This window comes from Variovorax sp. W1I1 (assembly GCF_030815625.1).
Taxonomy (GTDB): Bacteria; Pseudomonadota; Gammaproteobacteria; order Burkholderiales; family Burkholderiaceae_C; genus Variovorax; species Variovorax paradoxus_C.
This window is the reverse complement of sequence record NZ_JAUSWZ010000001.1, coordinates 5,386,845-5,401,280: the sequence shown is the minus strand read 5'-3', so window position 1 is coordinate 5,401,280 and position 14,436 is coordinate 5,386,845. Positions and strand designations below refer to the sequence as shown.

Sequence of the window (14,436 nt, the reverse complement as noted above, 5' to 3'; positions counted from 1 at the left end):
GTCGATGACCCATCGAGGGACGTGGTGTCATCGATCGCTGTCTGTCTTGTGCGGCTCAAGCCGTGAGTGCCCCTTGTGCGGTATCGGGATGCTGTTCGCGGCGCATCGGACGCAAGGACTTGCGTGCGGCGGGCGCTTCGGCAAGGCGCTGCGCGAGCAGCGCGACGGTGGGGGCCTCGAAGAGTGTGCGGATGGCCAGCTCCACGCCCAGGGCCGAGCGAGCGCGGCTCACCAGCTTGGTGGCCATCAGGGAGTGGCCGCCCAGGTCGAAGAAGTTGTCGTCGATGCCCACCTGTGGCAGGTGCAGGATCTCTGCGAAGAGGGTGGCCAGGATCTCCTCCTGGGGGGTGCGCGGTGCGCGGATGCTCTGGGGCGTGAAGTCCGGAGCGGGCAGGGCTCGGCGGTCGAGCTTGCCGTTGGGGGTCAGGGGCAGGGCGGGCAGCGCGACGATGGCCGCGGGGACCATGTAGTCGGGCAACTGTTCTGCCAGTGCGCGGCGCAGCGCCTGCGCATCCATGGCCGCATCGTCGCTGGCCACCACATAGCCCACCAGCTGCTTGTGGCCTGGGGTGTCCTCGCGGGCGATGACGGCGGTCTGCGCAACGCCAGGCAGACCCACCAGGACGGCCTCGATCTCTCCGAGCTCGATGCGGAATCCGCGGATCTTGACCTGCTGGTCGGCGCGCCCGAGGAAGTCGAGCACGCCATCGGGGCGCCATCGGGCCAGGTCGCCCGTGCGGTACATGCGGCTGCCCGGAGCACCGAAGGGGTTGGCCACGAAGCGCTCGGCGGAGAGGCCCGGGCGTTTGAGGTAGCCGCGCGCCAGGCCCGCGCCTGCGATGTACAGCTCGCCGGGCACACCCGCGGGCACGGGACGCAGCATGGCATCCAGCACGAACACCTGCGTGTTCCAGATCGGGCCGCCGATGGGCGGCGTGGTGCTGACATCGTGCAGCTCGGCGGCCGCTGACCAGATGGCCGTCTCGGTGGGCCCATACAGATTGGTGAGTTTGCGCCCCGCGCGGTGCAGCACGAGGGCCAGCTCCTGCGCAAGCGCCTCGCCACCCACCAGGATGTGCACGGCAGGCAGCGCATCGGTGGCGGACAGCAGGCTTTGCCACAAGGTCGGCGTGGCTTGCATGACCGTGATGCCCGAGGCGGCAACCAACTGCGCCAATGCGGGTGGGTCCAGCACGACGGCGCGGGAGGCGATGGTGAGGCTGCTGCCGCTGAGCAGCGGCGCAAAGACCTCCAGCGCGGCGATGTCGAACCCCATGGTGGTCGTGGCCAGCATCCGGTCCGCGGGCTGCAGTTGCAGCCGCTCGCGCATGGACTGCATGAAGTTGCAGACATTGAGATGGGAGACGACCACGCCCTTGGGCCTGCCGGTGGAGCCGGAGGTGTAGATGACGTAGGCGGGGTTGAGCGGAGTGAGGGGCCGGGTGCGGTCACTGTCGGTGGGGTTGGCAGTCGAGCACGCGGCGATCGCCTGGCCCACGTCGGTCGCGTCCAGCAGCAGTGTGGGCACGCCTGGGGGCAGCAGCTGTGCGGTGGCCGCGTCGCTGATCATGCAGACGGGCGCGGCATCCTGGAGCATGAAGGCCAGGCGGTCCTTGGGATAGTCCACGTCCAGCGGCAGGTAGGCGGCGCCGGCCTTGACGATGGCCAGCAGGCCGACCACCAGCTCCAGGGAACGCGGCAGCGCCAGGGCGACGAAGCGCTCGGGTCCCACGCCCTGGGCGATCAGGTGATGTGCGAGTTGGTTGGCACGTGCATTGAGCTCGCCGTAGCTCAGGCGCCGGTCCTCGAAGACCAGGGCGATGGCGTCCGGTGTCTGTGCCACCTGCTGTTCGAAGAGCGCGGGCAGCGTGGCCTGGGGAAGCGGCGCGATGGTGTCGTTCCATCCGACAAGGATCTGCTGGCGCTCCTCGGGCGCGAGGATCTCGATGTGGCCGATGGGCTGCGAGGCATCGGCGGCAATCGCTTCGAGCACCCGCTGCAGGCGCACCACCAGCTGCTCCACGGTGGCCAGCTCGAACAGGTCGGTGGCGAACTCCACCCGGGCGGCAATGCCCTGCGCCTGCCCGCTCTTGTCGCGCTGCTCCCACAGGGCGAAGGACAAGTCGAACTTGGCCGTGTGGTTGGCCACGGGCTCGCCCGTGGCCACCAGGCCCGGCAGCGCGAAGCTGGCCCGGGCGTTGTTCTGCAGCACCAGGGCCACCTGGAACAGCGGATGGCGCATCATCGAGCGCGTGGGGTTGAGCACCTCCACCAGGCGCTCGAAGGGCAGGTCCTGGTGCGCATAGGCGGCCAGGTCGGTGTTGCGCACGCGTGCGAGCAGTTCGCGGAAGCTGGGGTTGCCCGAGGTGTCGGTGCGCAGCACCAGCGTGTTGATGAAGAAGCCCACCAGATCGTCCAGGGCCTCGTCGGTGCGCCCGGCAATGGGACTGCCCAGGGCGATGTCGGTGCCCGCACCCATGCGGGTGAAGAGCGTGGCCAGCGCGGCCTGCAGCACCATGAACAGGCTGGCCTGCCCTTCCCTGGCGATGGCGACCAGGCCCTGGTGCACCTCGGGCGGGATCGAGAACGCCATGCTCTGTCCGCGGTAGCTGGAGACGGCCGGGCGTGGGCGATCGGTGGGCAGCTCCAGCTGCTCGGGCAGGCCGGCCAGGGCGTGCTGCCAGTAGGCCAGCTGGCGCGCACTGGTGCTGTGGGGATCGCTCTCGTCGCCCAGCAGCTCGCGCTGCCAGAGGGCGTAATCGGCGTACTGCACCGGCAGCGCAGCCCATGCGGGGGCCTTGCCCAGGCAGCGCGCGGCGTAGGCGGTGGACAGGTCGCGCGCCAGCGGTGCGAGCGACCAGCCGTCGCTGGCGATGTGGTGGCACAGCAGCAAGAGGACATGCTGCTGGGGATCGAGGCGGAACAGCCACGCGCGCAGGGGCAACTCGTGCGCGAGTTCGAAGCCGTGGCTTGCGGCCACGGAGAGCTGCTCGGCCAGCGTTGCTTCGGACACGTCGAGCACCTGCAGGACGGGTCGCGCAGCCTCCGGTGGAAGAATCACCTGCTGGGCCACATCGTCCGTGTCGGGGAAGATGGTGCGCAGGCTCTCGTGGCGGGCTGCGATATCGCACAGGGCTTGCGCGAGGGCATCGCCATCGAGCGGGCCGGCCAGGCGCAGTGTCAGGGGGATGTTGTAGGTGGCGCTGGGCCCATCCAGGCGATGCAGGAACCACAGGCGCTGCTGTGCGAAGGACAACGGGACCTGTGCGGGCCTGGGCATGGCGCGCAGGGGCGTGCGTGCGGCGGTGGAGTCCTCGCCCAGGCGTTGCGCGAGCTGCGCGATGCTGGGTGCTTCGAACAGCGTGCGGATGGCCAGCTCCACGCCCAGGGCTGAGCGGATGCGGCTGATGAGTTTGGTGGCCAGCAGGGAGTGGCCGCCCAGGTCGAAGAAGTTGTCGTCGATGCCCACCTGTGGCAGGTGCAGGATCTCTGCGAAGAGGGCGGCCAGGATCTCCTCCTGGGGGGTGCGCGGTGCGCGGATGCTCTGGGGCGTGAAGTCCGGGGCGGGCAGGGCTCGGCGGTCGAGCTTGCCGTTGGGGGTCAGGGGCAGGGCGGGCAGCACGACGATGGCCGCGGGGACCATGTAGTCGGGCAGCTGCTCGGCCAGGGCGCGGCGCAGGGCTGCGGTGTCGATCAGAGAGTCGGCGGACTCGGGCACCACGTAGCCCACCAGCTGCTTGTGGCCGGGCGTGTCCTCACGGGCGATGACGGCGGCCTGCGCGACATGGGGCAGGCGCGTGAGCGCAGCCTCGATCTCGCCCGGCTCGATGCGGAATCCGCGGATCTTGACCTGCTGGTCGGCGCGCCCGAGGAAGTCGAGCACGCCGTCGGGGCGCCATCGAGCCAGGTCGCCTGTGCGGTACATGCGGCTGCCCGGAGCGCCGAAGGGGTTGGCCACGAAGCGCTCGGCGGTGAGGCCCGGCCTGTTCAAGTAGCCGCGCGCCAGGCCGGCACCTGCCACGTACAACTCACCCGACGCACCGGCCGGCACGGGACGCAGCATGGCATCCAGCACGTACGCCTGCGTGTTCCAGATCGGCCGGCCAATGGGTGGAACCGCGGGCCATTCGTTCACCGCATCGGGAAGGTCGTATGCCGTCACGACGTGGGTCTCGGTCGGCCCGTAGTGGTTGTGCAGCCGTCGCTGCGGGCTGCGTGCAAACGACCTGGCGACCGATGCACTCAGTTGCAGTGCTTCACCGGCCTGGAACACCCGGAGCGAATCGTCCAAGCGATCTTCGGATTCCGATTCGCACAGAAGGTCGAGAACGATGTTCGGAATGAAGAAATCGGTGACGCTGTTCTTCTTGCACCACTTCAGGAAATCCGATGTGTTGCTTCGAATCTCGTTCGTGGGAATGGCCAGTGTCTTGCCGGTGCAGAGCGTCGAGAAAATCTCCTGCGCGGAAACGTCGAAGCTCAGCGATGTGAACTGCGCGACGGTGGATGCGTCTGCGGATTCGTCGATGCCCGCGTGCCAGGAGAACAGATTCAGCAGCGGCGCGACAGGCATGACCACGCCCTTGGGCCTGCCGGTGGATCCGGAGGTGTAGATGACGTAGGCGGGGTTGAGCGGGGTGAGGGGGCGGGTGCGGTCGCGGTCGGTGGGGTTGGCCGTCGAGCGCGCGGCGATCGCCTGGTCCACGTCGGTCGCGTCCAGCAGCAGGGTGGGCACGCCCGATGGCAGCAGCTGTGCGGTGGCCGCGTCGCTGATCATGCACACGGGCGCGGCATCCTGGAGCATGAAGGCCAGGCGGTCCTTGGGGTAGTCCACGTCCAGCGGCAGGTAGGCGGCGCCGGCCTTGACGATGGCCAGCAGGCCGACCACCAGCTCCAGGGAACGCGGCAGCGCCAGGGCGACGAAGCGCTCGGGTCCCACGCCCTGGGCGATCAGGTGATGTGCGAGTTGGTTGGCACGTGCATTGAGCTCGCCGTAGCTCAGGCGCCGGTCCTCGAAGACCAGGGCGATGGCGTCCGGTGTCTGTGCCACCTGCTGTTCGAAGAGCGCGGGCAGCGTGGCCTGGGGAAGCGGCGCGATGGTGTCGTTCCATCCGACAAGGATCTGCTGGCGCTCCTCGGGCGCGAGGATCTCGATGTGGCCGATGGGCTGCGAGGCATCGGCGGCAATCGCTTCGAGCACCCGCTGCAGGCGCTGCACGATCTGCTCCACGTCAGCACGCTCGAACAGGTCAGGCCGATAGCCCACCCGCAACTGCAACTGCGCCCCCGGGATGACCGCGATGCTCAGCGGATAGTGGGTGGTGTCTCCCCCGCTGCCCCCGGCCCGTGCGACCTGCACGCCCGCATAGGAAGGCTGGCGCCCCCTGGGGTCCACCGGATAGTTCTCGAAGACGAACAGCGTGTCAAAGAGCGAAGCGAAGCCGCTCAGGCGCTGGATGTCCGACAGGCCCAGGTGCTGGTGCGCGATGAGCGAGGACTGCTCGTCCTGCAGCCGTGCGAGGACCTGGGCGACGGGCTCGTCGGGCTGGAACTGCAGGCGCAGCGGCAGGGTGTTGATGAACAGGCCCACCATGGACTCCACGCCGGCCAGCTCAGGGGGACGACCGGAGACCGTGATGCCGAAGACCACGTCCTGGCGGCCCGTCAGGCGTGCGAGCAGCGCACCCCATGCGCCCTGCATGAGGGTGTTGAGCGTCAGGCTGTGCTGGCGGGCCTGCCGTGTGAGGGCGTCGGTCAACGTGTGCGGCAGGCTGAAGGCGAAGGACTCCTGGCGCCCCGAGGTGGAGGCGGGCGAGGAGACGAGCTTGGTGGGCTCCTGCAGGCCCGCGAAGGCCTCGCGCCATGCCTGCTCGGCGGCGCTGCGGTCCTGCTGCCTGGACCAGGCCAGGTAGTTGCGATAGGGCGTGGCCGGCGGCAGGGCGTGGGCATCGCCCCGGCTCTCATAGAGCGCGAACAGCTCCTTGAGCAGGATCGGCATGGACCAGCCGTCCAGCAGGATGTGGTGGCTGGTGAAGACGAAGCGGGCGCGCTGGGGGGCCAGGCGAACGAGCGCAAAGCGCAGCAGGGGCGCTTGGGCGGGGTCGAAGGGCTGCAGGCGATCCTGCTCGAGGAAGTGGGCCAGGCCGGCCTCGCGCGCGTTGGCATCGAGCGAGATCAGATCGATGTCCTGCCAGGGCAGGGCGATCTGGCGGTCAATGATCTGCACGGGCTCGGAGAGGTCCTGGTGCAGGAATGCGGCGCGCAGGTGCGCGTGGCGCTGCAGCAGGGCGCGGGCGGCCGCCTGCAGGGCTGCGCCATCCAGGGGGCCGGTGAGTTCGAAGGCCATCTGCACGACATAGGCGTCGGCCTCGTGCTCGTCGTACAGGGCGTGGAACAGCAGGCCCTGCTGCAGGGCCGACAGGGGCAGGATCTCCTCGAGCAAGGGGTGCTGCTGCTCCAGGCGTTCGAGCTCCGGTTGCGCGAGCGTCAGCAGCGGGAAGTCCGAGGGCGTGAAGCCGCCAGCGTCGCTGCGTTGGGCATGCGAGACCAATGCTTCGAGCGCATCGAACCAGCCCTTGGCAAGATCGCGGATGTCCTCTTCGCCAAAGAGCTCGGAGGCCCAGGCCCAGGAGGCGTGGAGTTCAGGGCCATCGGCCTTGTCGCGCGTGTGCGCGTCCAGCAAGATCGCATGTGCCAGCGGCGCTTCGGCGTCCCCGCCGCCGCCCAATGCGCCGGCCTCCGGTGCGGCGGCCCAGTCCTGCGCCCGCGGGGCGGCGAAGCGGCCCAGGTAGTTGAACCCGATCTGCGGTGCGGCACCGGCGAGGACCTTGGACGTCTCGGGGTTCAGGTAGCGCAGCAGCCCGAAGCCCAGGCCGTTGTCGGGCAGGGCGCGCAGTTGCTCCTTGCTCTGCTTGAGCGCACGGCCCATGTGCGGGCCGCCACGCAGCGCGTCATCCAGGTCGATGCCCTGCAAGTCCAGGCGCATGGGGAAGATGCTGGTGAACCAGCCCACGGTGCGCGAGAGATCGATGTCCTGGAAGATCTCTTCGCGGCCATGGCCTTCGAGATCGAAGAGAACGCCCGAGGCTTGTTCGGATGAACGCCTGCGGCGCCAGTGGGCCACGGCCAGCGCGAAGGCTGTCAGCAGCACGTCGTTGATGCGACCATGGAAGAGTGCCGGCACCTGCGTGAGCAGTGCGGAGGTGAGCGTGCTGGGTAGGCTCAGGGTCAGGCGCCGGGCCGTTGCGACCGTATCGCGGGTCGCATCGAGCGGACGATGGGACAGCAGCGGGTCCGATGCGCCCACGATGGACTGCCACAAGGGCAGCTCGGCGAGCCGTCGTGCAGAGAGCGCTTCGGCGTTCAGGCGCAGCGCCCAGTGCCGCAGGGAACTGCCGCGAGGCCCCAGCTTGGCGCGCTCGTTGTGCAGCGCGGCCCGCCAGGCCAGTTCGAGGTCGGGCACGAGGATGCGCCAGGAGACGCCGTCTACCGCCAGGTGGTGGATCGTCAGCAGAAGGCGTCCCGGCTGTGCGCTGCCGGCGTCGAACCAGGTGGCCTGCAGCATGCGGCCGGCCTCGGGGTCCAGGCGGGCTGCGGCTGCGCGCGAGGCCTCGGCAATGAGCATACGAAGGCCGTCCTCGTGCAAACCGACCGTGTCGATGCGGCGAAGGCACTCGCTGGCTCCGAAGGCCGGCACTGGCGGTATCTCCAGCTGCCAGCCCATCCTACTCTGGGCAGCACGGGTCGCGGAATGCAGATGCATGCGCAGCGCATCGTGCTGGTCGAGCAACGCCTGCAGGGCGGCAACCAGATGGTCCTGCTGCACGTCCGCGGGCACCTGCAGCAGCATCGACTGGTTGTAGCGGCGTATCGGGCCGCCGCGCTCGATCAACCAGCGAATGATCGGTGTCGCGGGAATCGTCCCGGTAGAGATGTCCGCCGTGGCATCTTGCGAAGCCAGGGGCGTGGACACTGCGGCGAGTGCCGCGACGTTCTGGTGCTGGAAGATGCTGCGCGGGGTGATGAGCAGGCCCGCCTTGCGGGCGCGGCTGACCAGCTGGATGGAGCTGATGCTGTCGCCGCCCAGGTCGAAGAAGTTGTCGTCGATGCCCACCTGTGGCAGGTGCAGGATCTCTGCGAAGAGGGCGGCCAGGATCTCCTCCTGGGGGGTGCGCGGTGCGCGGATGCTCTGGGGCGTGAAGTCCGGAGCGGGCAGGGCTCGGCGGTCGAGCTTGCCGTTGGGAGTCAGGGGCAGGGCGGGCAGCGCGACGATGGCCGCGGGGACCATGTGTTCGGGCAGGAAGTCCGAGAGCGCACGGCGCAGCGCCTGGGCATCCACGGGCAGGTCGCCCTGTGTGACGACATAGCCCACCAGCTGCTTGTGGCCTGGGGTGTCCTCGCGGGCGATGACGGCGGCCTGCGCAACATGGGGCAGACCCACCAGGGCGGCCTCGATCTCTCCGAGCTCGATGCGGAATCCGCGGATCTTGACCTGCTGGTCGGCACGCCCGAGGAAGTCGAGCACGCCATCGGCGCGCCATCGGGCCAGGTCTCCTGTGCGGTACATGCGGCTGCCCGGAGCGCCGAAGGGATTGGCCACGAAGCGCTCGGCGCTCAGGCCCGGGCGGTTCAGGTAGCCGCGCGCCAGGCCGGCACCTGCCACATACAGCTCACCCGGCACACCCGCGGGCACGGGCTGCAGCGCCGCATCCAGCACATGCACCTGCAAGTCGGGGATGCCACGCCCGATCAGGCTGTTGGCCTCCACTGCGGCGATCTGCCGGTCCAGCGCGATGTAGCTGACATGCACCGTCGTCTCGGTGATCCCGTACATGTTGACCAGCACCGGGGCGTTGTCCGCGTGCCGTGCGTACCAGTCCTGCAGGCGCCTGAGCTCCAGGGCTTCGCCGCCGAAGATCACGCAGCGCAGCGCCAGTCCCGCGCGCAGGTGCGGCTGCTCCAGGTCGGCCTGCATCAGCTGGTAGAAGGCCGAAGGCGTCTGATTCAGGACCGTGACCTTCTCGCGCACGAGCAGCGCCAGGAACTCCGAGGGCGAGCGGCTGAGCAGATTGGGGATGACGACCAGGCGGCCGCCGCGAAGCAGGGGCCCCCACAGCTCCCAGACCGAGAAGTCGAAGGCATGGGAATGGAACATGGTCCAGACGTCGTCCGGGCCGAAGCGGTACCAGTGCTCGGTGGCGCCCAGCAGGCGCACGACGTTCTGCTGGGGGATGACCACGCCCTTGGGCCTGCCGGTGGATCCGGAGGTGTAGATGACGTAGGCGGGGTTGAGCGGGGTGAGGGGGCGGGTGCGGTGGCTGTCGGTGGGATTGGCCGTCGGGCGCGCGGCGATCGCCTGGCCCACGTCGGTCGCGTCCAGCAGCAGTGTGGGCACGCCTGGGGGCAGCAGCTGTGCGGTGGCCGCGTCGCTGATCATGCAGACGGGCGCTGCATCCTGGAGCATGAAGGCCAGGCGGTCCTTGGGATAGTCCACGTCCAGCGGCAGGTAGGCGGCGCCGGCCTTGACGATGGCCAGCAGGCCGACCACCAGCTCCAGGGAACGCGGCAGCGCCAGGGCGACGAAGCGCTCGGGTCCCACGCCCTGGGCGATCAGGTGATGTGCGAGTTGGTTGGCACGTGCATTGAGCTCGCCGTAGCTCAGGCGCCGGTCCTCGAAGACCAGGGCGATGGCGTCCGGTGTCTGTGCCACCTGCTGTTCGAAGAGCGCGGGCAGCGTGGCCTGGGGAAGCGGCGCGATGGTGTCGTTCCATCCGACAAGGATCTGCTGGCGCTCCTCGGGCGCGAGGATCTCGATGTGGCCGATGGGCTGCGAGGCATCGGCGGCAATCGCTTCGAGCACCCGCTGCAGGCGCTGCACGATCTGCTCCACGTCAGCACGCTCGAACAGGTCAGGCCGATAGCCCACCCGCAACTGCAACTGCGCCCCCGGGATGACCGCGATGCTCAGCGGATAGTGGGTGGTGTCTCCCCCGCTGCCCCCGGCCCGTGCGACCTGCACGCCCGCATAGGAAGGCTGGCGCCCCCTGGGGTCCACCGGATAGTTCTCGAAGACGAACAGCGTGTCAAAGAGCGAAGCGAAGCCGCTCAGGCGCTGGATGTCCGACAGGCCCAGGTGCTGGTGCGCGATGAGCGAGGACTGCTCGTCCTGCAGCCGTGCGAGGACCTGGGCGACGGGCTCGTCGGGCTGGAACTGCAGGCGCAGCGGCAGGGTGTTGATGAACAGGCCCACCATGGACTCCACGCCGGCCAGCTCAGGGGGACGACCGGAGACCGTGATGCCGAAGACCACGTCCTGGCGGCCCGTCAGGCGTGCGAGCAGCGCACCCCATGCGCCCTGCATGAGGGTGTTGAGCGTCAGGCTGTGCTGGCGGGCCTGCCGGGTGAGGGCGTCGGTCAACGTGTGCGGCAGGCTGAAGGCGAAGGACTCCTGGCGCCCCGAGGTGGAGGCGGGCGAGGAGACGAGCTTGGTGGGCTCCTGCAGGCCCGCGAAGGCCTCGCGCCATGCCTGCTCGGCGGCGCTGCGGTCCTGCTGCCTGGACCAGGCCAGGTAGTTGCGATAGGGCGTGGCCGGCGGCAGGGCGTGGGCATCGCCCCGGCTCTCATAGAGCGCGAACAGCTCCTTGAGCAGGATCGGCATGGACCAGCCGTCCAGCAGGATGTGGTGGCTGGTGAAGACGAAGCGGGCGCGCTGGGGGGCCAGGCGAACGAGCGCAAAGCGCAGCAGGGGCGCTTGGGCGGGGTCGAAGGGCTGCAGGCGATCCTGCTCGAGGAAGTGGGCCAGGCCGGCCTCGCGCGCGTTGGCATCGAGCGAGATCAGATCGATGTCCTGCCAGGGCAGGGCGATCTGGCGGTCAATGATCTGCACGGGCTCGGAGAGGTCCTGGTGCAGGAATGCGGCGCGCAGGTGCGCGTGGCGCTGCAGCAGGGCGCGGGCGGCCGCCTGCAGGGCTGCGCCATCCAGGGGGCCGGTGAGTTCGAAGGCCATCTGCACGACATAGGCGTCGGCCTCGCGCTCGTCGTACAGGGCGTGGAACAGCAGGCCCTGCTGCAGGGCCGACAGGGGCAGGATCTCCTCGAGCAAGGGGTGCTGCTGCTCCAGGCGTTCGAGCTCGGATTCGCTCAAGGTGAGAAGTGAGAGGCCGGACGCGGTGAAGTCGTTGTTGTCCTGCAGGCCCAGCGGAACGGCCACCGTTGCGAGTGCCGCGACGTTCTGGTGCTGGAAGATGCTGCGCGGGGTGATGAGCAGGCCCGCCTTGCGGGCGCGGCTGACCAGCTGGATGGAGCTGATGCTGTCGCCGCCCAGGTCGAAGAAGTTGTCGTCGATGCCCACCTGTGGCAGGTGCAGGATCTCTGCGAAGAGGGCGGCCAGGATCTCCTCCTGGGGGGTGCGCGGTGCGCGGATGCTCTGGGGCGTGAAGTCCGGGGCGGGCAGGGCTCGGCGGTCGAGCTTGCCGTTGGGAGTCAGGGGCAGGGCGGGCAGCACGACGATGGCCGCGGGGACCATGTGTTCGGGCAGGAAGTCCGAGAGCGCACGGCGCAGCGCCTGGGCATCCACGGGCAGGTCGTCCTGTGTGACGACATAGCCCACCAGCTGCTTGTGGCCTGGGGTGTCCTCGCGGGCGATGACGGCGGTCTGCGCAACGCCAGGCAGACCCACCAGGGCGGCCTCGATCTCTCCGAGCTCGATGCGAAAGCCCCGGATCTTGACCTGCTGGTCGGCACGCCCGAGGAAGTCGAGCACGCCGTCGGCGCGCCATCGGGCCAGATCGCCAGTGCGGTACATGCGGCTGCCCGGAGCGCCGAAGGGATTGGCCACGAAGCGCTCGGCGCTCAGGCCGGGGCGATTGAGGTAGCCGCGCGCCAGCCCGGCACCTGCCACATACAGCTCACCCGGCACACCCGCGGGCACGGGCTGCAGCGCCGCATCCAGCACATGCACCTGCAAGTCGGGGATGCCACGCCCGATCAGGCTGTTGGCCTCCACTGCGGCGATCTGCCGGTCCAGCGCGATGTAGCTGACATGCACCGTCGTCTCGGTGATCCCGTACATGTTGACCAGCACCGGGGCGTTGTCCGCGTGCCGTGCGTACCAGTCCTGCAGGCGCCTGAGCTCCAGGGCTTCGCCGCCGAAGATCACGCAGCGCAGCGCCAGTCCCGCGCGCAGGTGCGGCTGCTCCAGGTCGGCCTGCATCAGCTGGTAGAAGGCCGAAGGCGTCTGATTCAGGACCGTGACCTTCTCGCGCACGAGCAGCGCCAGGAACTCCGAGGGCGAGCGGCTGAGCAGATTGGGGATGACGACCAGGCGGCCGCCGCGAAGCAGGGGCCCCCACAGCTCCCAGACCGAGAAGTCGAAGGCATGGGAATGGAACATGGTCCAGACGTCGTCCGGGCCGAAGCGGTACCAGTGCTCGGTGGCGCCCAGCAGGCGCACGACGTTCTGCTGGGGGATGACCACGCCCTTGGGCCTGCCGGTGGATCCGGAGGTGTAGATGACGTAGGCGGGGTTGAGCGGGGTGAGGGGGCGGGTGCGGTCGCGGTCGGTGGGGTTGGCCGTCGAGCACGCGGCGATCGCCTGGCCCACGTCGGTCGCGTCCAGCAGCAGTGTGGGCACGCCTGGGGGCAGCAGCTGTGCGGTGGCCGCGTCGCTGATCATGCAGACGGGCGCGGCATCCTGGAGCATGAAGGCCAGGCGGTCCTTGGGATAGTCCACGTCCAGCGGCAGGTAGGCGGCGCCGGCCTTGACGATGGCCAGCAGGCCGACCACCAGCTCCAGGGAACGCGGCAGCGCCAGGGCCACGAAGCGCTCGGGTCCCACGCTCTGGGCGATCAGGTGATGGGCCAACTGGTTGGCACGTGCATTGAGCTCGCCGTAGCTCAGGCGCCGGTCCTCGAAGACCAGGGCGATGGCGTCCGGCGTCTGTGCCACTTGCTGTTCGAAGAGCGCGGGCAGCGTGGCCTGGGGAAGCGGCGCGATGGTGTCGTTCCATCCGACAAGGATCTGCTGGCGCTCCTCGGGCGCGAGGATCTCGATGTGGCCGATGGGCTGCGAGGCATCGGCAGCAATTGCCTCCAGCACGCGCTGCAGGCGAGCCACCAACACTTCCACGCTGGCCCTATCGAACAGATCGGTGGCGAAGCCGAGCCGCCCCGTCATGCCCTGCGGCGCGCCAGCCTTGTCGCGATGCTCCCGCAGTTCGACCGACAGATCGAAGGTGGCTGCCACCGACTCCATCGACTGAGAACTCAACGCCGTGAGTCCCGGCAACTCGAAGCTGGCGCGGGCGTTGTTCTGCAGCACCAGAGCGACCTGGAACAACGGATGCCGTGCCATCGAGCGCACCGGGTTGAGCACCTCCACCAGGCGCTCGAAGGGCAGGTCCTGGTGCGCATAGGCGGCCAGGTTGGTCTTGCGCACGCGGGCAAGCAGTTCACGGAAGCTGGGGTTGCCCGAGGTGTCGGTGCGCAGCACCAGCGTGTTGAGGAAGAAGCCGACCAGGTCGTCCAGCGCTTCGTCGGTGCGCCCGGCGACGGGGCTGCCCAGGGCGATGTCGGTGCCCGCGCCCATGCGGGTGAAGAGCGCAGCCAGCGCGGCCTGCAGCACCATGAACAGGCTGGCCTGTCCTTCTCTGGCGACAGCGACCAGGCCCTGGTGCAGTTGCGCATCGAACCGGAACGCGACATCGTCGCCGCGATAGCTGGATATCTCCGGTCGCGGCCTGTCGGTCGGGAGTTCCAGCTGTTCGGGCAGGCCGGCGAGCGCGTGCTGCCAGTAACGCAACTGTGTGGCGATGATGCTGTCGGGGTCGGCTTCGCTGCCCAGCAAGTCGCGCTGCCAGACCGTGTAGTCGGCGTATTGCACGGGCAAGGGCTCCCACGCCGGCGGCTTGCCTTGGCAACGTGCGGCATACGCGGCGGACAGGTCGCGCGCGAGCGGCGCCCACGACCAGCCGTCGCAGGCAATGTGGTGGCACAGCAGCAGCAGGACGTGGTGTTCCTCATCCAGGTGGAACAGCCAGGCGCGAAACGGGATCTCGCTGTCCAGCCTGAAGCTGTGCGCGGAGGCCTGCGCGATCTGCTGCGTGAGCGTGGCTTCGGAAGACTTCTCCACCTGCAGGACCGGACGCGCGGCCTCGGGCGCAAGAATGAGTTGCTGCGGCGCCTCTGCCGAGTCCGAGAAGACGGTGCGCAGGCTTTCGTGGCGCACCACCACGTCGGCCAGTGCCAACTCCAGCGCCGCGTCGTCCATGCGCCCTTCGAACCGCACGGCGGTCGGAACGTTGTAGATGGGTGTGGGCCCGTCGATCTGGTAGAGGAACCACAGCCGCCGTTGCGCAAAAGACAGGGGAATCATTGAAGGTTCCGAACTAGATGAGAGGTTTCCCGCAGACACGCGGGCGGTCTGGACAGACAGGTAAG

1 protein-coding gene is annotated in these 14,436 nt (G+C 69.0%); it reads right to left on the bottom strand.

Annotated elements, in window-relative coordinates; genetic code table 11:
• Positions 1-55: 55 nt before the first annotated feature.
• Positions 56-14,371, bottom strand: a complete 14,316-nt coding sequence (locus QFZ83_RS25205; protein WP_307510967.1) for a non-ribosomal peptide synthetase — start codon at positions 14,369-14,371, stop codon at positions 56-58.
• Positions 14,372-14,436: the final 65 nt, after the last annotated feature.